Consider the following 26,189-nt stretch of genomic DNA (forward strand, 5'->3'; position numbering starts at 1 on the left):
TGTTAAACTGTGCTTTCTTTCTTGTTACCGAGCCTGGCTCTCTAACGAGGCCCGGTGGTCGTTAGTTCCTCTGTGCAGTCTGGCTGTTCACGATCACTTTCGATTGCCTACATCCTAAATACACAGTCATTGCGACACGCAAGGAGATCACATGGCCCAACCTCGTGTTGTCACCATCCATTACACGCTCACCAACGACCAGGGAGAGCAACTCGATTCCTCCCGTGTAGAAGGCCGTGAGCCTCTGGCGTATCTGGAAGGTGCTCAGAACATCATCGGCGGACTGGAAAGCGCGCTGAACGAAAAAAACGCAGGCGATCAGGTGAAGGTATCTGTTGCTCCAGCCGAAGGCTACGGCGAAGTGAACGAAGAGCTGATTCAGCCGGTTCCGCGTTCTGCCTTCGAAGGCGTAGACACCATCGAGCCAGGCATGCAGTTCCAGGCGCAGACTCCGGGCGGCCCTCAGGTTGTTCGTGTGGTTGAAGTCAGTGACGAGACTGTCACCATCGATGCCAACCACCCGCTGGCGGGTCAGACTCTGCACTTCGACGTAGAAGTGGTAGAAGCTCGCGAAGCGACCGACGAAGAGCAAGAGCACGGCCACGTGCACTGATCTCTTCCGAAAGGTTGATTAAAAAACGGCTCCTGCGGGGGCCGTTTTTTTATGCCCGCAAAAAGCCGACCGTCGTAGCCATAAAAAAGGCCAGATCGAAATCTGGCCTTTTTCGTTCGCGCGTCCCAATTACATGTTCGGGTAGTTCGGACCGCCGCCACCTTCCGGTGTTACCCAGGTAATGTTCTGCGAAGGGTCCTTGATGTCACAGGTCTTGCAGTGCACACAGTTCTGGGCATTGATCTGGAACTTCTTACCACTGCCGTCTTCCGCTTCAATCACTTCGTACACGCCGGCCGGGCAGTAACGCTGGGCGGGCTCGTTGTACTTGGGCAGGTTTTCATTCAGCGGAATGTCCGGATCCGTCAGTTTCAAGTGAACCGGCTGATCTTCCTCGTGGTTGGTGTTTGAGATAAACACCGAGGACAGGCGGTCAAATGTCAGCTTGTTATCCGGCTTGGGATAGCTGATTTTCTTGCACTCATCCGCCTTCTTCATGGTGGCATAGTCAGGCGTAGTGTCATGGAAGGTGAAGGGCAGGCTGCCGCGCAGAATGTTCTGCTCGAAGAACGCAATCGCACCGCCGACAAAGTTGCCAAACTTGTGCATCGCCGGGCCAAAGTTACGCTCAGCATACAGCTCTTTGTAAAGCCAGCTGTCTTCAAAACGCTGTGCGAAGCTGGTGATTTCTTCGCCGGTCTTGCCTTCCTTGAGCGCATCAAAAACCGCTTCGGCGCCCAGCAAGCCTGACTTCATGGCAGTATGGGAGCCCTTGATCTTGGAGCTGTTCAGGGTGCCGGCATCACAACCCAGCAGCAGGCCGCCGGGGAAGCTCATTTTCGGCAGGGTGTTGTAACCACCCTTGGTGATGGCGCGGGCACCGTAAGCTACGCGCTTGCCACCTTCCAGGTATTTTTTAACTTCCGGGTGGTGCTTGAGGCGCTGGAACTCTTCGAACGGGCTCAGGTGCGGGTTGCTGTAGGACAGATCCGTGATCAGCCCCACGTACACCTGGCCACCTTCCAGGTGATACAGGAAAGAACCGCCGGTAGAGCCGGATTCATTCAACGGCCAGCCTGTGGTGTGAACAACCAGACCAGGTTCATGCTTGGCCGGATCGATGTCCCACAGTTCCTTGATACCGATACCGTAGTGTTGTGGGTCTTTGCCTTCATCCAGCTTGAAGTCGTTGATCAGGCGCTTGCCCAGGTGACCACGACAGCCTTCAGTGAACAGGGTGTACTTGGCGCGCAGTTCCATGCCCGGCATGTAGCCGTCTTTCTCGGAACCGTCACGGGCCACGCCCATGTCGCCGGTGATGATGCCTTTTACCTGGCCATCTTCAACGATGGTTTCAGAAGCAGCAAAGCCCGGGTAAACCTCGACACCCAACTGCTCGGCCTGTTCAGCCAACCAGCGGCACAGGTTGCCAAGACTGATGATGTAGTTGCCATGGTTGTGCATGTTCTTGGGCACAAAGGCATTGGGGATTTTCGTGGCTTTTTCCTGATTCTTGAGCAGGAAAATGTCATCACGGGTAACCGGAGTATTAAGGGGCGCACCCTTCTCTTTCCAGTCAGGGAAGAGTTCATTCAGTGCTGTAGGCTCGAACACGGTGCCAGCTAGGATATGAGCGCCAACCTCGGAGCCTTTTTCAACTACACAAACAGTCAGTTCTTCACCAGCTTCCTGCGCCAGTTGCATGACGCGGCAGGCTGCCGACAGGCCCGCTGGGCCGCCGCCGACGATCAGAACATCAAATTCCATCGATTCGCGTTCCACGTTGGTCTCCTCAAACAGCTTTTAATGAATGTTGTTTAACCGAAGGATAACGCATTTGAGAAATCAAACAAACGTTTGTTTGAAATTTGCGCTGACCTTTGGCATTGTACGTATACACCGAAATATCGTGTGTTTTGAGTCGATTTTTAGTATCGTCTCATTGCCTTGCCGGGTCAACCCGGTCTATTGGCTGCGAAGGCAGTCCTGACGCGTCGAATGGGACTATTGACCCTTTTGACCATAGCCTGCAGTATTGTTGCGCACTATCTCAGCAGGCTCTCCGTCAAGGATTGCGAGTCATTAAACCCATCGTAGAAGAACGAGGAATCTATGAAGGTTCTGGTCGCTGTAAAACGAGTTATCGACTACAACGTAAAGGTGCGCGTCAAGCCGGACAACACCGGTGTTGACCTCGCCAACGTCAAGATGGCAATGAACCCATTCTGCGAAATCGCTGTTGAAGAAGCGGTTCGTCTGAAAGAGAAGGGTGTTGCCAGTGAAATCGTTGTTGTATCCATTGGCCCGAAGGCTGCTCAGGAGCAAATCCGTACTGCTCTGGCACTGGGTGCTGACCGTGGTATCCACATCGAGACTGACGAAGAAGTTCAGTCCCTCGAAGCGGCCAAGCTGCTGAAGGCTGTTGTTGAGAAAGAGGAGCCCAAGCTGGTTATTCTTGGCAAGCAGTCCATCGATTCCGACAACAACCAGACTGGCCAGATGCTGGCTGCGCTGACCGGAATGGGTCAGGGCACTTTCGCCTCTGAAGTGGTTGTTGAGGGTGACAAAGTTAACGTAACCCGCGAAGTAGACGGCGGCCTGATGACCGTTGCTCTGAACCTGCCTGCGGTTGTTACCACTGACCTGCGCCTGAACGAGCCGCGCTACGCTTCTCTGCCGAACATCATGAAGGCCAAGAAGAAGCCGCTGGACGCCATGAGCCCTGCCGATCTGGGTGTTGAAATCGCCCCGCGCCTGTCCACCCTGAAAGTAGAAGCTCCAGCTTCACGCCAGGCTGGTATCAAGGTGGCTGACGTTGCTGAGCTGGTGGATAAACTGAAGAACGAAGCGAAGGTGATCTAAATGAGCATCCTGGTAATTGCTGAACACGACAACAGCAGCCTGAAGCAGGCTACTCTGAACGTTGTAGCGGCAGCCAAGGCCATCGGTGGCGACATCGACGTGCTGGTTGCTGGTGAAAACGTAGGCGCCATCGCTGAAGCCGCTGCTAAAGCAGAAGGCGTCAACAAAGTTCTGGTTGCGGATAACGCTGCCTACGGTCACTTCCTGGCTGAAAACCTGGGTGAGCTGGTTGCTGAAGTAGGCAAAAACTACAGCCACATCCTGACCTCTGCCGGCACCACGGGCAAAGACTTCATGCCGCGCGTTGCTGCGCTGCTCGACGTTGCTCAGGTATCTGACATCATCCGCGTTGAATCTGCCGACACCTTTGTGCGTCCGATCTATGCCGGTAACGCCATCGCTACAGTTAAAGCCAGCGATAGCATCAAGGTAATCACCGTACGCCCGACTGGTTTTGATCCGGTTGCCGCCGAAGGTGGTTCAGCTTCTGTTGAACAGCTGGACGTTGTAAAAGATGCAGGCCTGTCTTCTTTCGTAGGCGAAGAGAAGGCCAAGTCTGATCGTCCGGACCTGGCTTCTGCTGGTATCGTGATCTCCGGTGGTCGTGGCATGCAGAACGGCGACAACTTCAAAATGCTGGAGCAGGTTGCTGATCTGATGGGCGCAGCGGTTGGTGCATCCCGTGCCGCGGTTGACGCTGGCTTCGTGCCAAACGACATGCAGGTTGGTCAAACCGGTAAGATCGTTGCTCCGCAACTGTACGTTGCCGTGGGTATTTCCGGTGCCATCCAGCACCTGGCCGGTATGTCTGACTCCAAGGTGATCGTTGCGATCAACAAGGACGAAGAAGCACCGATCTTCCAGGTGGCTGACTATGGCCTGGTTGCGGACCTGTTTGAAGCAGTGCCGCAGCTGGAAGAAGAGTTGAAGAAAGTTCTGTAACTTTCTGATCTCTTAATCAAAAAAGGCACCTTAGGGTGCCTTTTTTGTTTTTGAAACAATGCGCTTTTCCGCTTTTACGATCAGTAGGCTGTCCGCCAGTATGTGCAGGGCACGGTTGGTGGTTCTGACGGCTTTGTAGACTTGTTCGCTGGTTTCGTTGTGGGTTTGCCGGGCCTTACGGGCGCCGTCTTTGAATTCTTCGTCTCGGGAAAACATGTCAATCAGGCCAAAGGTGGTGTTAGCGATGGCCTTATGTACTTTTTCCACCGCAGTTGCGCCCCCGGAAACCGTATCCTCGAGAAGTTTGGCTCGATTACGGACTTCAAGCAGCTCCATCCGGCTTTGCTGAATGGCACTGAATGCATTGACCCTATGTATATTGAGTATGCGTAAATCCCTTCGGCACGCGCCGGAAATCCTGAAGCCTGCAAACAGCATAGCGCCGGCACCAGCGAGGCAGAGTGTAATCAACACCTGGATAATCATGGTTCACGACCCTCAGCGGTATTCAATGTGCAGTTCCACGTCAATATCACGCTCTTCCATCTCATTTTCGAGCTCTTTGATGACTTCCTGATAGACCATTTTTCGGGTCATTACCGGCAGGCGGTCTGCCAGAATGCGCCCGGCACGTGATTCGCGCTTTGCGAGTGCTATCGGGTCGAGAACCCTCAGCGTGATGACCAGCTCAGGCTCCGGGTGGTTTTCGGCGATATCTTCGCTTTCAAGCATTTCATGGATTATTTTACGCTGTTCCAGCAATTGCCAAATCAGCAAGGCACTGCAAATCACCAGGATGACGCTTGTGATGGTCAGAAGTGCAATCACTGAATACCTCCAGGGAGTCTTGAAATAGACCGGAAGTGTGCCCCACTTGGCAGGACAAACGATTGGCCGGAAGGACGTTGCTTCGAGTGCAACGGTGAAAGTAGCACCTTTGCTTAAACCTGTTACCATCGTAACCCAACACCTGTTTGAATAAGGACAACCGATGACCGACTCCACACAGCCAGATTACGACCTGATCGTATTCGGTGCCACCAGCTTTGTTGGCCAGATTCTTACCCGCTATCTTTTGACCACCTATGGTGCCGGAGCAGAAGTAAAGTGGGCAATTGCCGGGCGTTCGAAGAGCAAACTGGACAGCCTTAAATCCGGGCTGGGCGACGCGGCAGCTCAGTTACCGGTGATTCTCGCGGATGCCAGCGATGAAACGGCACTGGCAGCCATGTGCCGGCAAACCAGAGTGGTTATCTCAACCGTTGGGCCGTACGCGCTGTTTGGCGAGCCATTGATCAAGGCCTGTGTTTCCACCGGTACGGATTACTGCGATTTGACCGGAGAAGTTCAATGGATTCGCAGAATGATCGAGCGGTATGAGGATCAGGCGAAAGCCAGCGGCGCCCGAATCGTGCATTGCTGCGGGTTTGATTCAATCCCGTCGGATATGGGCGTTTGGTTCCTGCAGGAAAAAGCCGGGGAGCTGTTCGGCCAACCCTGCCAGGACGTTCGCATGCGAGTAAAGGTTGCCAAAGGTGGGCTATCCGGTGGCACCGTTGCCTCCATGATCAACGTTGCCAAAGAAGCAGGGGCCGACCCCAAGCTTCGTAAAGAGTTGGCAAACCCGTTCTCGATTTGCCCGCCGGAACACCGCTCACAGGCAAGACAGCCCAGCCTCAAGTCGGCGGAATTCGACAAAGACTTTAACGTCTGGCTTGCGCCGTTCGTCATGGGGGCTATCAACACCCGGGTAGTGCATCGCTCCAACGCCATGCAGAATGCACGTTACGGTAAAGAATTCACTTACGACGAAGCAATGATGACCGGACAGGGCACCAAAGGCCGGCTGACCGCCTATGGCATTGTCGCCGCTCTGGGGGCTTTCTTTACGGCTTCCGCGATCAAGCCAACGCGCTGGGTGGTCGAAAAGCTGGTGCCAAAGCCGGGGGAAGGCCCGAGCCCGGAAGACCAGGAGAAGGGCTTTTACGACCTGCGATTTGTGGGCCGTACTCAAGATGGCAAAACCCTGATAACCAAAGTGACTGGCGACCGGGACCCGGGTTACGGTTCAACCGGCAAGATGCTGGGCGAGGCGGGCATGTGTCTGGCGTTCGATATCAAAAGCGATGTGGCCGGCGGCTTCTGGACACCGGCATCAGCACTTGACGGAAAACTGCTGGAGCGCCTGACCACCAAAGCGGGATTGACCTTCGAAGTGTTGGAAACTCGCTGAGCTGTTAGCTCAGGTGAAGTGTACGGCCGGAGGGCAGTAATGCCTCCGGCCCATGCCCGAGACTGATTACGGCTCGGCTTTCAAGCCATCGGTCAATCTGGGGCACAATGTGATTTCGGGTTACGGAATCGACCCCGGTGAAAGGTTCATCGAGAATCACCAGGTGTGCCTTGCTGAGTAACACTCTCGCCAATACAAGGCGGCGGCCTTCACCGCCGGACAATCGACTACCACCGTTACCCAGCCAGGTATCCAGCCCGTCCTCTTCATGTGCAAACCTTTTGGCCAGGTCGACCAGTTCCAGTACACGCCACAATTCTGCGTCAGTTGCGTTGGGGTTGCCCAGCAACAGATTGGCCTTAACACTATCCTCGAACAGAACGGTTGCCTGAGTGAGGTAGGCACAGGGCAGGGTGGTCAGGGTGCCAGCCAGCGGCGAGATAACACCCGCAAACGTGTCGGCCAGTGAAGACTTACCGCAGCCCGATACGCCGACAATCCCCAACCGCTCTCCCGCCTGGATACGCATCGAGAAGTGGGTAAGAACGGGGGCGTAACCCGGATAGCCCACTGAGATATCCGTGGCGACCAGAGGTTGATTTTTATCTTCCGGGTGAAGGGCCGGATGGGCGACGGAAGGGTGCTCGGGCGCCGGCACAATGTCTTCATTCAGGCGCCGCGCCGCTGAGATGGTTCCGCCCAGTTTGCCGAAGGCTTCCGGCAGCATGGTGTAGGCTTCGCCCAGGCCCAGCAACACAATGGGTAGCAACACCAGAACCGGGCCCGAAACCCTATCTTGCTGAAACAGGTCAAAACCAACCCAAAGCGCAATCACCGCGGATAGATTGATCAAAAACTGAACCGCCGCCCCATGCCAGCCAACCTGACCATCGATCATCGCCTGCTGGTGAGAAAGTGCCAGTGAATGGCGCATGAGCCGACCAGAATGCTTGCCGGTCCGGCCTGCTGCAGTCAATTCGGCAAACCCCTCCAGGTGTTCAATCACCTCACTGCGCAGGCGCTCCTGGCGGTCACTCAATTGTCCTGAGAGGGATCTTGTGCGGCGATACACGCTCAAGGTTGCGGTGAAAAAAGCGAGGGACAGAACGGAAAGCAGCATCAACGCAACCAGGCCATTGAAAATTACCCATGCCAACGAGACCACCAGCAAGGTCACGAAAGCCGCCAGGGTCGCCGGAGCGATGACCCGCAGGTACACCGTATCCAGAGCGTCTACATCTGCAGTGAGGCGGGACAGCCAGTGGGCCCCGGTGTTTTGGCCCCGCTCCCGATGACCGGCCCGGGCCATGCTGTTAAACAGGGCAACACGGATGTCGGTCAGCAAACGCAAAACCGTGTTGTGGTTGTAGAGCCGTTCCAGGTAACGGGAAACGGTTCGGGAAACCGCGAAAAATCGAATGCCGCTGCCGGGAACGTACAGGTTGATATAGGCCTGTACCCCCGCCGCGAACAGCAGCCCAACCAGAGCCGTCTCGGTGAGAAACCAGCCGGACAGGGCCAACAGGGCAATGCCGGAAGTCAGGGTTGCGAACAAGAGCGCAGCGCCGACCACCAGCCGGCCACGTCGCTGAAGTATCAGCCTGAGCCAGGGTATCAATTCACGCATCCCGAACCTCCCCGTCATTGACGACGACGATCCGGTCTGCAAGGGCCAGGAGCGCCTGGTGGTGGGTCGAAAAAATCAGGGTCTTGCCCGCTTTGGCCAGTTTGTGAAGTGCTTCGAGAACACAGATTTCACTGGTGGCATCGAGCCCTGCGGTGGGTTCATCCAGCAGAACCAGATCGTGATCGGCCAGGAATATTCTGGCCAGGCTGAGCCGGCGGGCCTGTCCCCCGGACAACCCCTGGCCATCCTCACCGATGGGGCTACTGATGCCCTGGTCCCGGCTGTCCAGCAAATCGGCCAGGCCTACCTGACGAAGCGCTGCTTCGATGGCTACGTCGGATGCCCCGGGGCAAGTTAAACGCAAGTTGTCCGCCCAGGAGCCCTGAATCCAGAAACCCTTTTGGCCCAACCACCCAAAAGCATCGGTTCCTGGTGCTTGCCCGAAAACGGAAACGGCACCGTCTTCTGGCCGTATAAATCCGGCCAGAAGATGCAGTAAAGAGGATTTCCCGCCTCCGGAGGGGCCGGTTAATGCGACGGTTTCGCCTCTTTTGAAGGTGACAGACAGGTGATCGAAAACGGCAGCCCCATTGGTGTAGTTCAGGCTGACATCGTCGACACGCAGTGTTTCCGAGTTATCGGGTAGGGTGGTGGGTGGCGTTCCGGAACATCCGGGAATCGGTTGATTCAGCCGGGCCAAAATCTCAGCGCCCGCGCCCAGTGCCGCTGCTCTGTCGTGATAATGCTGGGAAAGCGTGCGTAACGGTTGAAAGAACTCCGGGGCCAACAGAAGAATCAGCAGGCCGGAGAATAGAGTAAGCTCGGAACTCGGGCCAAAGGTAATGTATCCGAGCAGCCCAAACCCGATGTAGATCGCAATGACCGCAATGGCCACTGATGCAAAAAACTCCAGCACAGCCGACGAAAGAAACGCCACTTTCAGGGTTTTCATGGTGATGCGACGGTACTGGTCTGAGCGCTCGTAGAGTAGTTCACTGGCTTGTTTTGTCTGGCCAAACAACTGGAGCGTTGTCAGCCCACGGATTTTGTCGAGAAACTGGCCAGACAGCCGGCTGATGATTTCAAAATGCTGCTGGTTCACCTTCTCAGCCCCCATTCCGACCAACGCCATAAACAGCGGGATCAGCGGCGCTGACAACAACAGAAAAACGCCGGCCAGCCAATCGAGCCAGAACACCAGCATCAGAATGGCCAGGGGTATGAGGGTGGCGAGTGTCATTTGCGGCAGAAAACGGGCGAAGTAACCATGCAGTGCCTCTACATGATCCAGCCACTCCCGGGCGAGAGCCCCGGCAGAGGTATCGGACAACGCAACCGGCCCCAGCGCTTGCCAGTGAGCATGAAGCTGCCGGCGGGCGTGCCGCCGAACCTGTTCGCTGCAACGGGCCGCAAAGCGCGCCTGCAAGCCCTGGCCAACGGCCCGAACCACAAGCGCCCCCAGCAATCCGAAAAAAGCCGGGGTCAGGCTGGATACCGTTGCCTTTTCAACGATGCCCTGGAACACCAGCCAGGCCAGGAGCGCCATCTGGGCAATGGTTGCCAGCCCGGCCAGCACGCCGGCCAGCACCGTTGCCTGAATCCAGCGACGGCTTGTCTGGCCTAGATCGGAAAGCCAGTGCCTGACATCGTCCTGAGCCGGGCTGTTCACTCAGTGATAGCCTTCGCCAGCCCGAACCTTGCCGCGGAAAACCCAGTAGGTCCAAGCGGTATACACCAGCACAATCGGAATCACGAACAGTAATCCGAGCAAAAGGAACAACTGGGATTCGTAAGCGGACGCGGCATCCCACAAGGTGTAGTTTGGCGGAACCATGTAAGGCCACCGGCTCACCACCAGGCCAAGGTAGGTGGTAATAAACAGGCCCATGGTGGCCACAAACGGCATACCTTCAAACCGGTTGCGCACCGAGCGCCAGATCTGGAATGCGCATAGCAGTGTCAGCGCAGGTAACACCCAGATGATGCCGAGGTTCGAGAACCAGCGCTCGCGAACCATTTCATCCACAAACGGTGTCCAAACACTGATGATGCCAAAGATCACCAGCACCGCAGCCAGCAACGGAGTGGTAATCCGGTACGCCCAGTCCTGCAGATGGCCTTCGGTTTTCATGATCAGCCAGGTAGAGCCCAACAGCGCATAGCCGGCAAGGGTACCCAGCCCGGTCAGCACAGTGAACGGTGTCAGCCAGTCCAGCGCGCCGCCAACATAGACGCCATCGACCGTATTGAAACCCTGAATATAGGCGCCGGCGACGGCACCCTGGGCAAAGGTGGCGACTGTGGAGCCACCGGCGAAAGACCAGTTCCACAAATACCGTGACGTACGAGCCTTGAACCGGAACTCAAACGCAACACCCCGGAAAATCAGACCTGCCAGCAGCAAAAACACGCCGATATACATGGCCGGAAGAAGAATGGTGTAAACCATAGGGAACGCTGCGAGCAGGCCAGCACCACCCAGTACCAGCCAGGTCTCGTTGCCATCCCACACGGGCGCAACCGAGTTCATCATGGTGTCCCGGTCCTGCTCTGACGGCGCAAACGGAAACAGAATGCCTACCCCGAGATCAAAGCCGTCCATCAGCACATACATGATGATGCCAAAACCGATAATAAAGGCCCAGATGAGGGCAAGCTCGAACAGTTCCATTAGAGTTGCCCTCCTTCAGCCATGGGTTTTACGTGATTCACCGCACCTTTGCCGGGCTCAATCTCAAACGGCACGTGAGCTGCAGATAGAGGGCGGGCAGGGCGATCGGCCTGATTTTTGGTGTCACCGTCGTCGCCTTCAAGCCCGACATAGAGCACCCGCATCAGGTAGTAGACACCGGCCGAGAACACAGCCGCGTAGACCACGATGTAACCAATCAGCGTAAACAGCGCCATACCGCCGGTGAGAGAGGGTGTGACAGACTCAGCGTGGCTCATAATGCCGTAAACCAGCCAGGGCGAACGGCCCACTTCGGTCACGAACCAACCCGTTAGCACAGCGAAGAAGGGCGCGATACTCATTGCCCGCAACCCCTGTAAGTACCAGCGAGCACGGTAGTAACGGCCGCCGGCCCGCAAAATCAGCCCGGCAATGGCAAAGAGAATCATCAACACGCCCAGGCCGACCATCACCCGGAATGACCAGAATACAATCGCCACCGGAGGCTGTTCCTCCACGGCCACTTCGTTCAGCCCCGGCACCTCACCGTCCCATTGATGGGTAAGAATCATGCTGGCCAGGCTGGGAATGCCGATCTCAAAATGATTGGTCTGGTTGTCCTGATCGGGTATGGCGAACAGCAGCAGAGGGACATTCCGGGAGGTTTCCCAATTTCCTTCCATGGCCGCCACCTTCATCGGTTGATGTTCCAGAGTGTTCAGTCCGTGGAAGTCTCCCACCACCATTTGCGCTGGCGCAATGAACAGCAGTAGCCATAAGCACATGGATAGCGCTTTGCGATTGGCTTCGACTTCCCGGCCCCTGAGCAGATACCAGGCGCTAACCCCGGCCACCACAAAACTGCCTGTGAGGAACGACGCCAGCCCCATATGGCTAAAACGATACCAGAACGACGGATTGAAGATGGCTTCGCTCCAGGACACCACATGGAATACGCCATCACGAAGCTCGGTGCCAGCGGGGGTCTGCATCCAGCTGTTCGCGGAAAGAATCCAGAAAGACGATATAAAGGTACCGGTCGCGACCATGATAGCGGCAAACAGGTGCACACCTGCCGGTACTTTATCCCGGCCAAATAACAGAACCCCAAGGAAGGCAGCTTCCAGGAAGAAGGCCGTAATGACCTCATAGCTGAGAATAGGGCCTAGAAAGTTGGCAGACGCCTGGGCGAAATTGCTCCAGTTGGTACCGAACTGAAACGACATCACAATACCGGAGACAACCCCCATGCCGAACACCACGGCGAAAACCTTGGTCCAGAACCCGGACAGCTTGGTCCAGACTGGATTTCGGGTTTTGAAGGCCAAGCCTTCGAGCACCGCAATGTAAGACGCAAGCCCGATGGTAAATACCGGGAAAATGGCGTGAAATGACACGACAAACGCGAACTGGATTCGCGATAGGATGAGAGGATCTAGTTCCATGGGAACCTCCGGTAACTCGAACAATTCATAACAAGCGGACTTCAACCCGCTCAGCCGCTGCATTAGTCGGTTTTGTTATGTTGTTATCACCGGCAGTTAATTATGATGCTACTGAAATTCTAGCAGAAATCGATAGGGCAGTTTGTCGCACCCTTGATATAAAACAACGACAACCTAACACGACGGTGTTGACCTGATGAGCTTTTACGAGAACCGCATACTTCCACACATCATAGACAAGGCCTGTTCCATGGGCCAGGTGATGAAACTTCGTAGCCAGGTGGTGCCCAAGGCAAAAGGCCGGGTACTCGAAGTGGGGATGGGCTCCGGCACCAATCTCCAGTTCTACAACCGTGACCAGGTTGACATGGTCTACGGCCTCGAACCCTCTGAGGGCATGCGCCGAAAAGCACTGGCCAACCTCAGTCGCTCCCCCGTGCGGGTCGAGTGGCTCGACCTGCCCGGTGAAAAAATACCGCTGCAGGATGATTCAGTCGATACGGTATTGCTGACCTTCACTCTGTGTACGATTCCAGACTGGCACACTGCGCTGCAGCAAATGAAACGGGTACTCAAACCCGGCGGTGATCTGTTGTTCCTGGAACACGGTGAAGCTCCCCACGACCCCACCCGTAAATGGCAACACCGGATTACCCCCGGCTGGCGGAAACTGGCTGGTGGCTGTCACTTGAACAGACACATTGCCGACTTGATCGAGCACGCGGGATTCGAGATCCAGGAGCTTGAAAACCTCTACATGCCCAATGCGCCCAAGATCGCGGGCTATATCTACAAGGGTAGGGCAACAAAACCGCAGTCATAGGCCATCTGAAGCTGAAACGGGTTAAATGCCGAGCGAGCGTGAATCCCGGAATTGCGTTACACCACCGAGCCTTATACAATTCCGCCTTCAGTTTTCCCCTCCTATGCCCGGATGGTGAAATTGGTAGACACAAGAGACTTAAAATCTCTCGACCTCACGGTCGTGCCGGTTCGATTCCGGCTCCGGGCACCATATAAAAAAACGCCTCGATTGCGCGAAGCGGTTTCAGGTTTGATCAGCAATCAGCCTGATCAAGCGGCTTTTGACAGCCTTTTTCTTGCTCCCAATCCCGGAAGGCCAAGGCCCGGCAGTGCCAGGGTTGTTGGCTCCGGCACAGAGACCGGCCGTGAGGTGATGATTCCTTTCAGGCTGGCGGTGTTGTTGTACTCTTCCATGGTCCAGAACTCGTTGGCGAGAACCCCGCCGTAGAAGAATCCGGAAATATCCACATAGTAGTTCACGCCATCGATCAGGAAGGTCTCTGATTCGCCAACGTTCAGCGCAAAGGTTACCCGATCTGCGCAACCATTAACGTTAACCCCAGAGTTATTCGACTGACCGTTAGCACATGGGTTGGAGTTATTCGTCGATTCAAGGTGCTGGAACTCAAAAACCGAGGAAATGGTTTCACTCACGCCTTCAATCAGCAGGGTGGTGTCCACGGTCAGCTGAGCCGAGGTCAGCGAAGGCTCGTAGATCGGCCAGTTGAAATGGGTGAACGTGCCCAGGTTGAAATTGACGTTTTCACTGACGTTAACGGTTGGTGGTGCTGCGCCATCGAAGCGATAACCGCTTTGTTGATTTTGCTGATTAGCGGGGCTGCCCCAGCGAATCTCGTTGGTGCCTCCGCCGGAGACTGCTGGAGAACCAGGCGTTGTTGCGGTCCAGGCACCGGTTACGTTGGTTAGCTGAATCAGCGCTGCGTTTGCCGAAGCTGCAGAAAATAATGCACATACAGCACCGGCTAATATTGTTTTTTTAATCATGATATCCACCCCCTGTGGGATTTTTCGGTTATACCAACGTTCAAGGAGTTGAAATTCCCGACGTACGAAACGGTGTGAGCAACATGAGTGCCTACAGTGAAAAATCGCCAGATTTACAATGGCCAGTTCATTTTGTGCGGGCGGTTTCCGAGGGTGTTTAGCGCCCATGTGTAAAAAAAGCAGACAGCCCGTCAGTTTTGGGCGTCGGCTCATTCGGACTGCTCAATTGGCCTCGCGTGTAAAGAGGTGTGGGCATTCGCCGAAGGTCGGTTCGACACACTGCTGAGTGTTGGTGATACTGGATTCTCTATCACCGGATAAAGTAGGGGAGTTTTCATGACAACGGCTTCTGATGCATTGGTCAAGGTACATACCGAAAACGCTGTCACGACGGTGACTCTGAATCAGCCGGCGCGCAGGAACAGTCTTTCGATGGCCATGCTGGATGCACTCTCTAATGTACTGACTGAGCTGGGCCAGTCCGACGATACGCGCGTGGTGGTGCTGGCAGCCGCTGGCAATGTCTTCTGTGCGGGCCATGACCTGCGAGAGATCAGGGAGCAGTTTGATTGCCAGGATTTTCAGCGAGCGCTGTTTCATCAATGCAGCAAGGTAATGCAGCAAATCGTTAACCTGCCAAAACCGGTGATTGCCCGTGTCGCGGGAGTGGCGACGGCGGCGGGCTGTCAGCTGGTGGCGAGCTGTGATTTGGCAGTCGCCGAAAGCGGTGCACGGTTTGCCACGCCGGGCGTAAATATCGGGCTCTTCTGTTCGACACCCATGGTGGCACTCTCCCGCAACGTGTCCCGTAAACACGCGATGGAGATGCTGTTAACCGGCGAAATGATAGATGCCCCACGAGCGGAGCAACTCGGACTGGTGAACCGGGTGGTTGATCCCGCCATGCTGGATGAGGTGGTTTACGGATTGGCGGCGACCATTGCCGGAAAGTCCGGGCACACCTTGAAAGTTGGAAAAGCGGCCTTCTATCGCCAGCTGGAAATGCCGCTTGCCGAAGCTTATGACTATACAGCGGAGGTCATGGCAACCAATATGGCGGCTAGGGACGCACAAGAGGGTATTTCTGCATTCCTGGAGAAGCGCCAACCGGAGTGGCGCCATAAGTAGTCAGAGTTGGCAACGACCGTTGGCAGGCCAGACCAGCCGGTCTCCGGTGCGGATGCCCCGGGCCGAGAAATACCCTGCATTCATTTCTACGGCGTTCCAGAAAGATTCACCGGCAGGATAGCTGGGACAGTCGCTACCTCGTGGGGATGCGCACGGGTGCATCTGGCGTATGCTGACGATTACACCCTGATTATCCAGAAAGGCAATATCGAGTGGGATGAGGGTTTTGAACATCCAGAATCCATAGCTCGGGCGCCTTTGCTCCTGGTATTCAAACACCATGCCCTCGCTCTCACCCAGGCTCTTTCTCCCCATCAGGCCCTTCTGTCGGTCCGAATCTTCACTGGCAACCTCAAGCGCCACGGTATGCCGCGTCTCGGCCGTAATGAAGCAGGCCTGGACAATCGGGAGCCGCTCCGGCTGCCCGGCATCGACTGAGCTGCAGCCAGCCAAAAAGGTGGTCAACAGCGGGATAAGGGCCTTGAGGAACAGCTTCATGACCGCAGCCGGTATCCAGTTTTGAATATCCACCAGATCGTGGTCAGGCACATCGCCAGGAACATCACGGTCATACCCACGCTGACACCGATGTGCACATCCGATACGCCATAAAACGCCCAACGAAAACCACTGATCAGGTAAACAACCGGGTTGAACAGGCTGATGGTTTGCCAGATTTCCGGCAGCATCTCGATGGAGTAGAAGGTGCCTCCAAGGAAGACCAGTGGGGTAACGATCATCATCGGGACGATTTGAAGTTTCTCAAAGCCGTCCGCCCAGATTCCGATGATGAAACCGAACAGGCTGAAGGTAACGGCCGTTAAGGTCAGGAAGGCCAGCATCCAGAATGGATGAAGCACAGAATAATCTACAAACAACCGGGCGGTTGCCAGAATGATCAAGCCTAGAATGACCGACTTGGTTGCTGCCGCACCCACATACCCCAGCACAATTTCCAGATAGGAAACGGGCGCGGAGAGCACCTCATAAATGGTTCCGGAAAACTTTGGCATATAAATGCCAAACGATGCGTTGGAAATGCTTTGCATCAGCAAAGACAGCATGACCAGGCCGGGAATGATGTAGGCACCATAACTGATGTTATCAATATCACCCATGCGGGAACCAATAGCCGAGCCGAACACCACGAAATACAGGCATGTTGAGATCACCGGCGACAGAACGCTCTGCATCAGCGTGCGCCTCATGCGGGCCATTTCGAACTTGTAGATTGCTTTCACACCATAAAGATTCATCGCTCTCTCCGCTCGGGCGCGTGGTTATTCATGCACCAGGCCAACAAAAATCTCCTCAAGGGAGCTTTCACGGGTTTGCAGGTCTCGGTAGTCAATGCCTAGATCGCCAAGGGTTCTCAGCAGCCTGGCGACGCCGGCTTGTTGCTTTTGGGAATCGAAGGTGTAGATCAGTTCAAAGCCGTCATCTGACAGCTCAACAGGCTCCAGGGTCAGCTCACCCGGTATCGACTCAAGTTTATTCTGGAGTTGCAGGCGCAGCTCTTTTTTACCGAGCTTGGACATCAGGCGGTTTTTGTCTTCCACCAGAATGATCTGGCCTTGCCGAATCACGCCGATGCGGTCTGCCATTTCCTCGGCTTCTTCGATGTAGTGGGTTGTCAGAATGATGGTGGTGCCGTTTTCGCGGAGCTTACGGACCATTTCCCACATATCCCTGCGTAGCTCCACATCGACGCCGGCGGTTGGCTCATCAAGGAACAGTATGCGGGGTTCGTGGGAGAGCGCTTTTGCAATCATGACCCGGCGCTTCATTCCGCCTGACAACGACATAATGCGGTTGTTGCGTTTGTCCCACAGGGACAGGTCTCTCAGAATCTTCTCGATATGGCTCGGTTTTGGCGGCTTTCCGAACAGGCCCCGGCTGAACGACACGGCATCCCACACGGTCTCGAAGGAATCGGTATTGAGTTCCTGAGGAACCAGGCCAATGGCCTCCCGCGCTTTGCGGTAGTCTTTGACAATGTCGTGGCCTGCTGCGCTGGCTTCACCGCTGCTTTTGTTAACGATACCGCAGAGAATCGAGATCAGGGTGGTCTTTCCGGCGCCGTTAGGGCCAAGCAGGGCGAAGATCTCCCCCGGAAAGATGTCCAGGTTGATCTCTTTGAGGGCCTGAAATCCATCTTCGTAGATCTTGTTCAGATGCTTTACGGAAATGTCCGGCTGCACGGTTGTGTATCCTGTTTTGTGAGAGGTTCAAACCAGAAAGCCGCGCATTTTCTCATGCTGGCGGCTGTTTAGAAACCTTTGCTATGTCCGGATATATCCCCATAATGCCGGTTTTAATGTATAGGAGGCTGGGGATGTTACGAGTGCTTTTAACACTTGGCCTTATTGCCGTCGGTATTACACTGGTGTTTTTTGGCCCCCGATACCTCGGCAAAACGAGCGACGGTAACTCATACTCTGAGTGCGATTTGCTGAGTGGTCCCTGTGCCTGGACAACGCCAGAAGGTCAGTGGCAGGCAAGCCTGACAACGGGGCAACAGAGCTCACAGGGGCAGATATACCGGCTCGAGATCCGCAGCCCAGGCGCCCCGGACCGGTTTCTGGCGGTATTGCGTGGTCAATCAATGTATATGGGCGAGTATCCGGTACCGTTAAGGCAGCAAACGCCTTCAGATTTCAGTGCAGAATTCACTGCTCCGTTTTGTACTACCGGCGGTGATATGGTGTGGCGGGTGGACCTGCAGGCGGGCCAGGAAATGTTGGAAAATGTGCCTTTGACACTGGTCTTCAAGGCTCAAAAGTAGTTAAATTTCGTCAAATTATGGTATTTCCAGGGAAAAGTGATGGACTACGCGGAAAGTGTTCAGAAGGTTCTGCTTCGAAAAATCCAGAAAGCGGAGCAGGATCTGTTACAGCTCAAGCTGGACTATTGCCGGTTTGTGTTCGGGTTGACCCACCGCGCCCGGGTGACCGCAGATGGCAAATCCTGGTTGGTTCGGTCGGTAGATGTGGACTCAATGAAGTACGCGGAAGAGGGTGGTTTCACCAAGCCGGTGGTCACCGGAACACCGGTTGACGACGACACCAGCCGGGAAACCGTATCCCTCGGCACCGGCTGGGAGCTGGAAACCGTCAGATAAACGCGTTGCTGGTCACCACCTCGTATAGGCCACAGCTGGCAGGCACATAATGATTTACCTGCCAGAACTCGGCTCCTTCAAGCCCCGCCCGATAGCATGCCAGCAAAATACTGCTGGAAGTCAGCGTTGAAATGGCCTGTAAGGCCTCCGGCTGCCTGATTCCTGTTTTCCGGCTGACAATGCCAGCCACCATGCCTGCCAGGGCCTCAGAGTGCCGCACTGGCTTGTTACTGAGTGCGCAGCTGGCCCCGTAAAGCCACGCTGCTGCGTAGGTGCGCACGGCTTCTGGTGCCTCAGCCAACACCAACCCTTTTACCCGACAGTCCCGTTCCTGAAGCCCGGCCAGAATATGCAGTTGACTGAACAACTCTGTTCGATCAAGCCGGCTCTCGCCTTGTTGGAGCTTACTTTCTTTACGATTGATGGTCCTCACTTGCGGGCCTTGCTCGCGGGCAAAGCCCGGATTTGGAACGGCGGCGATGGCAGGTTGCATCGGCTCGTTGCGAACCAGTTTGTGCATTCGCAGGCCCAGCAGGCCAAGCAGGAGCAGAAGCCCAAGTTGAGTGACTGTGACCAATCCATTGACCATCATGAATATTTCCCGAAATCATGTTTTGAAGGAACTGTACGGGTGAAGTGTAACAGTATGTAACAGGTGGGTGCCGCAACAAATGCCGCAAATCGGGAACGAAGAGGAATCGATCTTAATGTTTTGTGACGCCTATCCCAGCGGCTTTTACCGGATTAGCAGGTGGGCATAGTCTGAAGGGCCAGCTTGCGGCGGATGTAACGGCCAAGCGCATCAATACCGATATTCAGTAAGGCGGTAATCAGAATGAGCAGCATGGCCCGGTCAAACCGAATGTTCTGAATGGCGCTGTCGACATAAAAGCCCAGGGTATAAATTCCCAGAATGCCAAGAATCGCCGTTTCCCGCATGATGATTTCCCAACGATAGAAAAGGAAGGCGAGAAAGGAGCGGTAAACCCGGGGAACCAATTCCCAGCTGTACCGGGAAAAACCGGTGGGTGCATCAGGTCGCAAGTGAATACTGTTGGTTTGCCTGCCGATCAGGTGGCCGATAATACCGCCGTTGTGCAATGCCAGCGCAACCACGGCCGGCAACATGGACGGCCCCCATAACTGAAGCAGAATGTAGGCAAGAATGTACTCCGGTGTCGACCGGGCGATGACCAAAAAGACATGGCCAGAAGTACGCCGAACGGGGCCACCAAAGTGTCTCGATATCAGCGGAAAAGCAAGCAGGGACAAAATGCCCGTTGCGACCAGCGCGATTTGGGTAAGCACCACGGTGTTCCAGATGCCCGGTAAGGCTTCGTTTACCATGACATCACCGAACCAGGCCGAGAGTTCGCCCAGGCTTTCGCCATTTCGAATGGGCGCGGGCACAATGTCTTCGGTGAAAAAACGCTCCACGTTGCCCCAGACAATGGGTAAGCCGTCACCGAGAAAGAAGGGGGCTGCCACAATATACAGCGGTAATAGCTTGGGCCGAACCCAAAGTGGCATGGTGGCGATCAGGATATAAAACAGGATCAACATTGCGCCGGCATCGGAATACAGGCCCTGGGAGAACGATGACTCCAGATAGAACCCCAGGGTCGGCAGGCCGACAAAACCCAGAATAGCAGATGACCGAAGCCCGCATTCAAGGCGGTAGGCGGTGTAGGTTCGCATTTGAACCCAGCAATCGGGAATTTTGGCGTAGAGAAACGCGGATATCGCACCGGTGTAAGGCGGTAGAAGGCGGCCAGGTTCCGGGTCGGCTTCCTCGAAAATTTCGGAATAGACTTTCGCAAAGATCCCGGAGTAGGGGATGGCAATGGCCAGTACACCGGTAAGCGGGTGGAAGCCGAAAAACTGAAGGAAGATTAGCGCCCAGAACAGCTCATGGATAGAGCGAATGAACGCGCAGAACATGCGTACCGGTAAAAATCGATACACGAGTGCCAGCAGAAACCCACAAAGGCTACCGAGCGTTACGCCCACAAACGCAAATGCCAGGGTTCTCAGTAGCGCCGTCAGCAATCCTTCAGTGCTGAAAAAGTTCGGTGTAACCACCCCCATAAACAGGCGGCCAAGATCCTGCCAGGGATTGGCGGTGGTGATGGCAATGTCGGCCACCATCAGGCCTCCAAGGGCAATGGCAAGGAAGATGAAGCTGGCGCGGACGGTGGGGTAGGAAAGCATCGTTTTCTGCGGCCTGTCAGTAAAGCGACATAATGTCGGACGCTACCAGGCCTTTCGCAGGCTGATCCAGTGCTACCTGGCCGTCCTGAATGCCGATAATCCGGTCGCAGTAGGCCAGTGCCATGTCGATGTCGTGCAGCGCTATGATGCTGGTGCTGAAACGCTCCGTAAGCAATTTCATAATGCGCTGCGCCATGGGGCCGTCAAGCGCTGAAATCGGTTCATCAGCAAGTAAGACCGGTGCCTGCCGGTAGAGTGCTCGCGCTATGGCAACCCGCTGGCGTTGTCCGCCAGACAGTGTGGCAGCTGGAATCCATTGCTTTTCAGCAATATCAAGTTCGCCCAGTAACGCCCTGATGGCGTTCCTGTCGTCATGGAAGGGCCTAATCAGGGTCAGTGTGTTGTACCAGGTGGGGTGCTGGTCGAGCTGGCCCATGAACACATTGTGGAATACGGGCAAGGCATTCACCAGCCCGAGGCCTTGGGGGATCAGGGCAGCCTGCTGCTTTAAGCGATCATACAGCAGGCTGATCAACGTCGACTTGCCTGCGCCGCTCTTGCCAACCAGCGCAACATGTTCGCCTTCATTTACATGAAGCGACAGCGGGCCTATCACCCGCTGTCCTTCAAAGCTGGCGGTCAGGCCATGAAAATCAAAGCCTGTCATCAATCGAGAATTCCGATATTTTCACCGGTTTTACGGATGGGCTCGTAATCGTCATTAGAAGCGGGAATGAAACCGGAACGAGGGAAACTTTCAAGCAGTGCGGGGTCGTCCAGGTCAAGCAGCGCCTTGGTGACGCGCTCTTTGAATCCTTCGCCAAACTTTTCGTTCACGTCACCGCGAATGGTCCACTGGTAATCCGGGTAGGTGGGCGTTTTCCAGATAACCTGAAGGGAATCGGTGTCGACGTTGCCATCGGCCAATTCTTTTTCCCAAACCTGGAAGTTCAGTGCGCCCAGATCGTAGGTGCCTGCCTCAACCAGTCGCAGGGTACGTGTGTGGTTGTCACTGAAACCCACGCGGGAAAACAATGACTCCGGGGCTTCGTTGAAGGTATCGCGTAAATAGAATTCAGGCATCAGGCGGCCAGAGGTGGAGCCCTTGGAGCCAAACGTAAAGGTTTTACCGCGCAGATCATCACCGAGGCTTTCAAGGGTGTCTGCAGGCGCTATGCCGGTGCTGGAATTGGCGATAAAGTAGGTCACGAAGGCTTCGTCTTCAACGCCTTGTGCAATGGCTTCAGAGCCGGGAACCAGGCGGCGGGCCTGAACGCCGGACAGGCCACCGAACCATGCCAGCTGAACCTGATTGTTGCGGAATGCCGACACGGCCGCTGCGTAAGACTTTACGGGAATGTAGCGAACATCTACGCCAAGCTCATTGGACAGATAATCGGCCACGCCCTGGAAGCGTTCAACCAGTTTGGTTTCGTCTTCGTCCGGAATTGCGGTAAAAACGAAGGTCTCGGCCTGGGCTGCGGAAAACGCAGACAGAGACAGCAGGCTGCCAGCGAGCCATTTACGTAAGTGTTTCATCGCCATGAAATTCAATCCTTTGTATTAAGGTCTTTTGAAGGTTTTCTTGAGAGACAGGCGGGTGCCTAATGCCGTTTCAGGATACCTTGATTTCACTCAACTCTGAACCGGTATACGTAGCAATGCTTTACCTGGAGCATCCGGCCATGCAGAATTTCAGAAAATTCAAATCGTGGCAGGTATGAACCTCATCATCATCACACCCGCTGGCCCAGACTCCAAAGCCGGCAACCGAGCGACCGCTCTGCGCTGGCAGCAATTGTTGCAGCAGGCAGGCCATAAGGTAGACGTACTCACGCAGTATCAGGGTGAGGATTGCGATTTGCTTATTGCACTGCATGCCTGGCGCAGCTCGAAAGCCGTCGACGATTTCCGGAAGCGTTGGCCAGAAAAGCCTTTGATTGTGGTGCTCACAGGCACCGACATCTACTTCCATCAGCATGAATTTCCGGAGGCGACTTATGCCTCTATGGACAAAGCCAGTCTGCTGATTGGGCTGCACGATCTGGTGGGGCAGGATATACCGGAGCGATACAGAAACAAGCTCCTGACACTCAGGCAATCCGCAGAAATGCCCGCGTTTCGTGGCGCTGCCCGAGCCGTGCCTGGCCAGTTCAATATCGCTGTAATCGGCCATCTCAGGGACGAAAAAGACTCCCTGAGAGCAGCTTGGGCGAGCCGGCAGTTACCCGAAGACTCGACCATCATGGTGTCCTGCGCGGGCAAGCCTCACAACGATGAGTGGCGTGATCGCGCCTTACAGGAGAGCCGGGATAATCCTCGCTTCCACTGGCTGGGCGAGTTGAATGCGCCCGAGCTGGCGAATCTTGTCGCGGTTTGTAACCTGATGGTGATCAGTTCGGTGATGGAAGGGGGAGCCAACGTGGTTTCTGAAGCCTGCAGGGCAGGGCTGCCCATTATCGCTTCGGATATTCCAGGGAACCGGGGATTGTTGGGTGATGACTACCCGGGGTTCTTTCCGGTCGGTGATGAAGCCGCTCTGGCTGACCTTATGTACCGGGCTGAGAACGACGGTGCGTTTCTGTCAGAACTCACGCAACGGGTCAATGTCCTTGCGGAGACGTTTACCCCTGAGCAGGAGCGCCAGAGCCTGGAGAAAGCCCTGGCGCTCGCCGTTCAGTAACGTGCTTACAGTACTTTTTTCGCTTCTGCAGAGAGCTCGCTAAAGCCTTTGATGCTCTTGAAGGCTTCGAGTTTTTGCTTGTCGGCATCACTCGGATTGGCAATCTGCTCGATAGACGTAATGCCGGCCTCCTTCATCTTCTTGGCCGTGGCCGGGCCAACGCCCTTCACACGGGTCAGATCAGATTTGTCGACCGGCTTGGCCGCCTTGCTGGCCGCTGGCTTTTTCGCCGCAGGTTTCTTTGCCGGGGCCTTCTTCGCCGCAGGTTTTGCAGCAGTCGCCGTTTTAACCGCTTTGCTCGCCTTGCCGGCTACTTTGTCAGCTGTCTTCTTCGCATCTTTCCCGGCTTCTTTGGAAGCAATCCCCAGTCGATCCAGCAAGCTGGCCTGAAGTTCGTGGAATTCGTTCATGCGGCGTTCAAATTCATCATTGAAACGGGTCATTTCCCGCTCACGCAGCTCGTCAACTTCCTTCAACAATTTGCGAACCGGATCCTGTACCTGGTGCTGCAAATTATCGAATTGTTTGAGGGCGTCGGTGATCAGGCTTTCAATCTGTGACGATGCTTTCTCAAATTCCTTGTTCACTTTCTTGACGATCTTATCAACGCTCGGTTTGGCTTTCTTCGCCATGGGTGTGTCTCCTTACGGGAACGGGGCATGTGGGGTGGAACGAATTCAGGCCGTTTGCCTCATCCCAGAAGCCGGGCTGGCAGACCTGCGGGATTTGAGGCTTTGCTTTTTCAATAGAACTTCACGAATGCGGCGCAATTTTTCTGAGAGTACGGAGTCGTCTCTTTCGTCAAGTTTAATAAAATCAATGGAATAGAAGAAGTTGCTGCAGTGCTTTCTCTTCTCTGTAACCAGGCCAGGGATGCCTTCTGCGCGAATTTCCTCAAAAGGCATGTCCATGATCAGATCCAGAGTCACCGAATCACCGGGCTCGAATAATTTGTCCGTTTTCATCACACAGCCGTAGCTGTCGAGTTCGTAAAGGCGAGCCTGAACCGTCTCCCGGCGAAAAAGGCCGTGCCGAAAACGGAATTGGGCGACTATGTCCGGTAATTCTTCGTTCATGAAGCGTTTTCTCTGCCTTTACATTCCATCAAAGGATCTGAGTACAATTTAAACAATAGCCGGACTGAATCGTTTTGGCAATGTCATCAGTCATCTACCCCGATCCGTTCATGAAGTTGATCAACACCGGCTTCGCGCCAGGAAGCCGGTCGTCTTTCCGTTACCTGGAGGTCAGCTGGTAAAGGTCAACCCGGCGGTCTTTCAGGTTGGTCACTGAGCCTTCGTTTCGAACCAGCTTGAGTTTTTCCAGGTCCATATCCGAGAACATAATCATTTCTGTGTTCGGCGTGGTTTCCGCCATCACGGCATCGTGGGGAAACGCGAAATCTGACGGTGAAAATACGGAAGACTGCGCGTATTGGACGTCCAGATTCTCTACCTTGGGCAAGTTTCCGACACTGCCGGTAATGACAACATAGCACTCGTTTTCAATCGCCCGCGCCTGGGCACAATGGCGAACGCGCAGGTAACCGTTTTTGGTGTCGGTCCAGAAAGGGACGCAGATAATGTCCACTTCCTCACTGGCCGCCAGGCGACCAAGTTCCGGGAATTCGATGTCGTAACAGATCATAATGGCGACCCGGCCGGCATCGGTTTCGAATACTTTGAACTTATCGCCACCTTCGATAACCCAGTCGCGCCGTTCATGGGGCGTGATGTGAATTTTCCGCTGTTCGTCAACACGGCCATCGCGGTGACAAAGGTAGGAAACATTGTAAACACGGTCATCTTCGATCAGCGGCATGGAACCGGTGATGATGTTGATGTTGTAACTGACCGCCATTTCCGACATCTCGTTGCGGAACTGTTCGGTAAACCCTGCCAGGAAACGAATGGCGCGGGTTTGATCCATCTGGTCGGTCAACCCCATCAATGGCGCGTTGAAAAATTCCGGGAACAGAGCGAAGTCGCTTTTGTAGTCGGACAGTGCGTCCACGAAATACTCGACTTGCTTGAGCACCTCTTCCACCGAGGTGAATTCCCGCATTTGCCATTGAACGGCCCCCATCCGAACCTGTGTTTTCTTCACATTGAGGACAGACGATGGCGGCAGATAGAGAATGTTTCGCCACTCCAGCAGGGTGGCGTAGCCCAGCGACTTTTCATCTTCCGGCAGGTATTTATGCATCAGCCGGGTTACCTGAAAATCGTTGGAGAGCTGGAAGCTCAGAATGGGGTCGTAGATTTCTTTGCGGTCGACTCGCTGGATGTACTCCTCCGGTGTGTATTGCTCGGCGTACTTGAAGTAGTTCGGGATTCGACCACCAGCCAGGATCGCCCGCAAATTCATGGAGCGGCAAAGCTCTTTGCGCGCTTCGTACAGCCGCCGGCCAAGGCGGTAGCCCCGGTAATCCGGATGAATGAACACATCGAGCCCGTACAGAGAGTCGCCGTTCGGGTTGTGCCACAGCTTTTCATTCCGGAGAATCAGGTCATCGTAGGCGTGAGGGTTGCTGAAGCGTTCGTACTTCACGCAGACCGTGAGGGCTACGGCAACCAGATGGCCACTTTCCTCAATACAGATCTGCCCATCCGGAAACTGTTCCACAAGTGCTTTGATGGTTTCTTTTGGCCAGGCGCCGCCAATATCGTCATAAACATCGTCCATCAACTCTTGAAGTTGGCTATAGTCATTCAAGGTGAGGTTTCGCAGGTTCAGGTGTAAATCTTCATGGGCCATTCAAACACTCTCCGTTAATTCCGATATCGGCACCTTCGATACGGGCACTTTCGCGACTGACGCTTTTGGTACTGACTTTAAGCGTCA

Annotated in this window: 27 protein-coding genes and 1 tRNA gene; 10 read left to right on the top strand and 18 right to left on the bottom strand. The window is 55.0% G+C overall.

Going from position 1 to position 26,189, the window contains the following annotated elements:
- The first annotated feature begins 151 nt into the window (after nucleotides 1–151).
- The gene (locus QPL95_RS03430; RefSeq protein WP_303289595.1) at nucleotides 152–613 is read left to right on the top strand and encodes a peptidylprolyl isomerase; all 462 of its coding nucleotides are present in this window, start codon (nucleotides 152–154) and stop codon (nucleotides 611–613) included.
- A gap of 129 nt (nucleotides 614–742) precedes the next feature.
- On the opposite strand, the gene QPL95_RS03435 is transcribed toward QPL95_RS03430, so the two are convergent.
- On the bottom strand, nucleotides 743–2,395 hold the full coding sequence (locus QPL95_RS03435; protein WP_303289596.1) for an electron transfer flavoprotein-ubiquinone oxidoreductase: 1,653 nt from the start codon (nucleotides 2,393–2,395) through the stop codon (nucleotides 743–745).
- Between the two features lie 330 nt (nucleotides 2,396–2,725).
- Between QPL95_RS03435 and QPL95_RS03440 the strand changes: the two genes are divergently transcribed.
- The gene (locus QPL95_RS03440; protein ID WP_303289597.1) at nucleotides 2,726–3,475 is read left to right on the top strand and encodes an electron transfer flavoprotein subunit beta/FixA family protein; all 750 of its coding nucleotides are present in this window, start codon (nucleotides 2,726–2,728) and stop codon (nucleotides 3,473–3,475) included.
- A complete protein-coding gene (locus tag QPL95_RS03445; protein WP_303289598.1) occupies nucleotides 3,476–4,417 on the top strand; it encodes an electron transfer flavoprotein subunit alpha/FixB family protein in 942 nt (313 codons plus the stop codon).
- A 30-nt stretch (nucleotides 4,418–4,447) separates the two neighbouring features.
- On the opposite strand, the gene QPL95_RS03450 is transcribed toward QPL95_RS03445, so the two are convergent.
- Nucleotides 4,448–4,903 (bottom strand): hypothetical protein, encoded by a 456-nt coding sequence (locus tag QPL95_RS03450; protein ID WP_303289599.1) that lies wholly within the window; start codon nucleotides 4,901–4,903, stop codon nucleotides 4,448–4,450.
- A gap of 12 nt (nucleotides 4,904–4,915) precedes the next feature.
- Nucleotides 4,916–5,245, bottom strand: coding sequence for a hypothetical protein (locus QPL95_RS03455; protein ID WP_303289600.1), 330 nt, complete (start codon nucleotides 5,243–5,245; stop codon nucleotides 4,916–4,918).
- Nucleotides 5,246–5,408: 163 nt separating this feature from the next.
- Between QPL95_RS03455 and QPL95_RS03460 the strand changes: the two genes are divergently transcribed.
- Nucleotides 5,409–6,650 carry a trans-acting enoyl reductase family protein gene (locus tag QPL95_RS03460; RefSeq protein WP_303289601.1) on the top strand — a complete coding sequence of 414 codons (1,242 nt, stop codon included), beginning with the start codon at nucleotides 5,409–5,411 and terminating at the stop codon, nucleotides 6,648–6,650.
- Nucleotides 6,651–6,654: 4 nt separating this feature from the next.
- Here QPL95_RS03460 and cydC read toward each other — a convergent pair whose 3' ends face one another.
- Genes cydC through QPL95_RS03480 form a run of 4 tightly spaced genes read right to left on the bottom strand, consistent with a single transcriptional unit; the run spans nucleotide 6,655 to nucleotide 12,393 of the window.
- Nucleotides 6,655–8,277 carry a thiol reductant ABC exporter subunit CydC gene (gene cydC, locus QPL95_RS03465; protein WP_303289602.1) on the bottom strand — a complete coding sequence of 541 codons (1,623 nt, stop codon included), beginning with the start codon at nucleotides 8,275–8,277 and terminating at the stop codon, nucleotides 6,655–6,657.
- Nucleotides 8,270–9,946, bottom strand: coding sequence for a thiol reductant ABC exporter subunit CydD (gene cydD, locus QPL95_RS03470; protein WP_303289603.1), 1,677 nt, complete (start codon nucleotides 9,944–9,946; stop codon nucleotides 8,270–8,272). Before cydD ends, cydC begins: the two co-directional genes overlap by 8 nt.
- Entirely contained in the window at nucleotides 9,947–10,948 is a 1,002-nt protein-coding gene (cydB, locus tag QPL95_RS03475) for a cytochrome d ubiquinol oxidase subunit II (RefSeq protein WP_303289604.1), read from the bottom strand.
- Nucleotides 10,948–12,393 (bottom strand): cytochrome ubiquinol oxidase subunit I, encoded by a 1,446-nt coding sequence (locus QPL95_RS03480; RefSeq protein WP_303289605.1) that lies wholly within the window; start codon nucleotides 12,391–12,393, stop codon nucleotides 10,948–10,950. The genes cydB and QPL95_RS03480 overlap by 1 nt, the downstream gene beginning before the upstream one ends.
- 196 nt (nucleotides 12,394–12,589) lie before the next feature.
- Here QPL95_RS03480 and QPL95_RS03485 point away from each other — a divergent pair, with 196 nt between their 5' ends.
- Both QPL95_RS03485 and QPL95_RS03490 read left to right on the top strand, forming a co-directional pair.
- Nucleotides 12,590–13,216 (top strand): class I SAM-dependent methyltransferase, encoded by a 627-nt coding sequence (locus QPL95_RS03485; RefSeq protein ID WP_303289606.1) that lies wholly within the window; start codon nucleotides 12,590–12,592, stop codon nucleotides 13,214–13,216.
- 105 nt (nucleotides 13,217–13,321) lie between these two features.
- Nucleotides 13,322–13,408 (top strand) — tRNA-Leu (locus QPL95_RS03490).
- A 59-nt stretch (nucleotides 13,409–13,467) separates the two neighbouring features.
- On the opposite strand, the gene QPL95_RS03495 is transcribed toward QPL95_RS03490, so the two are convergent.
- Nucleotides 13,468–14,202 carry a THxN family PEP-CTERM protein gene (locus QPL95_RS03495; protein ID WP_303289607.1) on the bottom strand — a complete coding sequence of 245 codons (735 nt, stop codon included), beginning with the start codon at nucleotides 14,200–14,202 and terminating at the stop codon, nucleotides 13,468–13,470.
- Nucleotides 14,203–14,538: 336 nt separating this feature from the next.
- On the opposite strand from QPL95_RS03495, the gene QPL95_RS03500 reads away from it, so the two are divergent.
- Nucleotides 14,539–15,330, top strand: coding sequence for an enoyl-CoA hydratase (locus tag QPL95_RS03500; protein WP_303289608.1), 792 nt, complete (start codon nucleotides 14,539–14,541; stop codon nucleotides 15,328–15,330).
- On the opposite strand, the gene QPL95_RS03505 is transcribed toward QPL95_RS03500, so the two are convergent.
- From QPL95_RS03505 to QPL95_RS03515, 3 genes are read right to left on the bottom strand one after another with little or no spacing between them, the layout of a single operon-like run.
- Nucleotides 15,331–15,828 (bottom strand): DUF192 domain-containing protein, encoded by a 498-nt coding sequence (locus QPL95_RS03505; RefSeq protein ID WP_303289609.1) that lies wholly within the window; start codon nucleotides 15,826–15,828, stop codon nucleotides 15,331–15,333.
- Complete coding sequence (locus QPL95_RS03510; RefSeq protein WP_303289610.1) at nucleotides 15,825–16,586, bottom strand: ABC transporter permease; 762 nt, start codon at nucleotides 16,584–16,586, stop codon at nucleotides 15,825–15,827. The genes QPL95_RS03505 and QPL95_RS03510 overlap by 4 nt, the downstream gene beginning before the upstream one ends.
- A gap of 24 nt (nucleotides 16,587–16,610) precedes the next feature.
- Nucleotides 16,611–17,531, bottom strand: a complete 921-nt coding sequence (locus QPL95_RS03515) for an ABC transporter ATP-binding protein (RefSeq protein ID WP_303289611.1) — start codon at nucleotides 17,529–17,531, stop codon at nucleotides 16,611–16,613.
- A gap of 134 nt (nucleotides 17,532–17,665) precedes the next feature.
- On the opposite strand from QPL95_RS03515, the gene QPL95_RS03520 reads away from it, so the two are divergent.
- Nucleotides 17,666–18,115, top strand: a complete 450-nt coding sequence (locus QPL95_RS03520; RefSeq protein WP_303289612.1) for a hypothetical protein — start codon at nucleotides 17,666–17,668, stop codon at nucleotides 18,113–18,115.
- Between the two features lie 39 nt (nucleotides 18,116–18,154).
- A complete protein-coding gene (locus QPL95_RS03525) occupies nucleotides 18,155–18,451 on the top strand; it encodes a hypothetical protein (RefSeq protein WP_303289613.1) in 297 nt (98 codons plus the stop codon).
- Here the strand turns inward: QPL95_RS03525 and QPL95_RS03530 are convergent.
- From QPL95_RS03530 to QPL95_RS03545, 4 genes are all read right to left on the bottom strand, one after another.
- A complete protein-coding gene (locus QPL95_RS03530; RefSeq protein ID WP_303289614.1) occupies nucleotides 18,444–19,043 on the bottom strand; it encodes a hypothetical protein in 600 nt (199 codons plus the stop codon). The two genes, QPL95_RS03525 and QPL95_RS03530, sit on opposite strands and share 8 nt — an antisense overlap.
- Before the next feature lie 152 nt (nucleotides 19,044–19,195).
- A complete protein-coding gene (locus QPL95_RS03535; RefSeq protein ID WP_303289615.1) occupies nucleotides 19,196–20,662 on the bottom strand; it encodes an ABC transporter permease in 1,467 nt (488 codons plus the stop codon).
- Between the two features lie 16 nt (nucleotides 20,663–20,678).
- Entirely contained in the window at nucleotides 20,679–21,329 is a 651-nt protein-coding gene (locus QPL95_RS03540) for an ATP-binding cassette domain-containing protein (RefSeq protein WP_303289616.1), read from the bottom strand.
- Nucleotides 21,329–22,207, bottom strand: a complete 879-nt coding sequence (locus tag QPL95_RS03545; protein ID WP_303289617.1) for a putative selenate ABC transporter substrate-binding protein — start codon at nucleotides 22,205–22,207, stop codon at nucleotides 21,329–21,331. Before QPL95_RS03545 ends, QPL95_RS03540 begins: the two co-directional genes overlap by 1 nt.
- Before the next feature lie 175 nt (nucleotides 22,208–22,382).
- Here QPL95_RS03545 and senB point away from each other — a divergent pair, with 175 nt between their 5' ends.
- The gene (senB, locus tag QPL95_RS03550) at nucleotides 22,383–23,345 is read left to right on the top strand and encodes a selenoneine biosynthesis selenosugar synthase SenB (RefSeq protein ID WP_303289729.1); all 963 of its coding nucleotides are present in this window, start codon (nucleotides 22,383–22,385) and stop codon (nucleotides 23,343–23,345) included.
- 5 nt (nucleotides 23,346–23,350) lie between these two features.
- On the opposite strand, the gene QPL95_RS03555 is transcribed toward senB, so the two are convergent.
- The 3 genes from QPL95_RS03555 to QPL95_RS03565 form a co-directional block, all read right to left on the bottom strand.
- Entirely contained in the window at nucleotides 23,351–23,977 is a 627-nt protein-coding gene (locus tag QPL95_RS03555) for a helix-hairpin-helix domain-containing protein (RefSeq protein WP_303289618.1), read from the bottom strand.
- A gap of 45 nt (nucleotides 23,978–24,022) precedes the next feature.
- Nucleotides 24,023–24,421 (bottom strand): hypothetical protein, encoded by a 399-nt coding sequence (locus tag QPL95_RS03560; protein WP_303289619.1) that lies wholly within the window; start codon nucleotides 24,419–24,421, stop codon nucleotides 24,023–24,025.
- A 160-nt stretch (nucleotides 24,422–24,581) separates the two neighbouring features.
- Complete coding sequence (locus QPL95_RS03565) at nucleotides 24,582–26,102, bottom strand: bifunctional GNAT family N-acetyltransferase/carbon-nitrogen hydrolase family protein (RefSeq protein WP_303289620.1); 1,521 nt, start codon at nucleotides 26,100–26,102, stop codon at nucleotides 24,582–24,584.
- Nucleotides 26,103–26,189: the final 87 nt, after the last annotated feature.

Source organism: Marinobacter sp. SS5-14b (assembly GCF_030541005.1).
Taxonomy (GTDB): domain Bacteria; phylum Pseudomonadota; class Gammaproteobacteria; order Pseudomonadales; family Oleiphilaceae; genus Marinobacter.

Excerpts from the sequence above, each read along its gene's own strand:
- QPL95_RS03430 (WP_303289595.1), top strand. The coding sequence starts at position 152 with ATGGCCCAACCTCGTGTTGTCACCATCCATTACACGCTCACCAACGAC.
- QPL95_RS03440 (WP_303289597.1), top strand. The coding sequence starts at position 2,726 with ATGAAGGTTCTGGTCGCTGTAAAACGAGTTATCGACTACAACGTAAAG.
- QPL95_RS03445 (WP_303289598.1), top strand. The coding sequence starts at position 3,476 with ATGAGCATCCTGGTAATTGCTGAACACGACAACAGCAGCCTGAAGCAG.
- QPL95_RS03450 (WP_303289599.1), bottom strand. The coding sequence starts at position 4,903 with ATGATTATCCAGGTGTTGATTACACTCTGCCTCGCTGGTGCCGGCGCT.
- QPL95_RS03460 (WP_303289601.1), top strand. The coding sequence starts at position 5,409 with ATGACCGACTCCACACAGCCAGATTACGACCTGATCGTATTCGGTGCC.
- cydC (WP_303289602.1), bottom strand. The coding sequence starts at position 8,277 with ATGCGTGAATTGATACCCTGGCTCAGGCTGATACTTCAGCGACGTGGC.
- cydB (WP_303289604.1), bottom strand. The coding sequence starts at position 10,948 with ATGGAACTGTTCGAGCTTGCCCTCATCTGGGCCTTTATTATCGGTTTT.
- QPL95_RS03480 (WP_303289605.1), bottom strand. The coding sequence starts at position 12,393 with ATGGAACTAGATCCTCTCATCCTATCGCGAATCCAGTTCGCGTTTGTC.
- QPL95_RS03485 (WP_303289606.1), top strand. The coding sequence starts at position 12,590 with ATGAGCTTTTACGAGAACCGCATACTTCCACACATCATAGACAAGGCC.
- QPL95_RS03495 (WP_303289607.1), bottom strand. The coding sequence starts at position 14,202 with ATGATTAAAAAAACAATATTAGCCGGTGCTGTATGTGCATTATTTTCT.
- QPL95_RS03500 (WP_303289608.1), top strand. The coding sequence starts at position 14,539 with ATGACAACGGCTTCTGATGCATTGGTCAAGGTACATACCGAAAACGCT.
- QPL95_RS03505 (WP_303289609.1), bottom strand. The coding sequence starts at position 15,828 with ATGAAGCTGTTCCTCAAGGCCCTTATCCCGCTGTTGACCACCTTTTTG.
- QPL95_RS03510 (WP_303289610.1), bottom strand. The coding sequence starts at position 16,586 with ATGAATCTTTATGGTGTGAAAGCAATCTACAAGTTCGAAATGGCCCGC.
- QPL95_RS03520 (WP_303289612.1), top strand. The coding sequence starts at position 17,666 with ATGTTACGAGTGCTTTTAACACTTGGCCTTATTGCCGTCGGTATTACA.
- QPL95_RS03525 (WP_303289613.1), top strand. The coding sequence starts at position 18,155 with ATGGACTACGCGGAAAGTGTTCAGAAGGTTCTGCTTCGAAAAATCCAG.
- QPL95_RS03530 (WP_303289614.1), bottom strand. The coding sequence starts at position 19,043 with ATGATGGTCAATGGATTGGTCACAGTCACTCAACTTGGGCTTCTGCTC.
- QPL95_RS03535 (WP_303289615.1), bottom strand. The coding sequence starts at position 20,662 with ATGCTTTCCTACCCCACCGTCCGCGCCAGCTTCATCTTCCTTGCCATT.
- QPL95_RS03540 (WP_303289616.1), bottom strand. The coding sequence starts at position 21,329 with ATGACAGGCTTTGATTTTCATGGCCTGACCGCCAGCTTTGAAGGACAG.
- QPL95_RS03545 (WP_303289617.1), bottom strand. The coding sequence starts at position 22,207 with ATGGCGATGAAACACTTACGTAAATGGCTCGCTGGCAGCCTGCTGTCT.
- senB (WP_303289729.1), top strand. The coding sequence starts at position 22,383 with ATGAACCTCATCATCATCACACCCGCTGGCCCAGACTCCAAAGCCGGC.
- QPL95_RS03555 (WP_303289618.1), bottom strand. The coding sequence starts at position 23,977 with ATGGCGAAGAAAGCCAAACCGAGCGTTGATAAGATCGTCAAGAAAGTG.
- QPL95_RS03560 (WP_303289619.1), bottom strand. The coding sequence starts at position 24,421 with ATGAACGAAGAATTACCGGACATAGTCGCCCAATTCCGTTTTCGGCAC.
- QPL95_RS03565 (WP_303289620.1), bottom strand. The coding sequence starts at position 26,102 with ATGGCCCATGAAGATTTACACCTGAACCTGCGAAACCTCACCTTGAAT.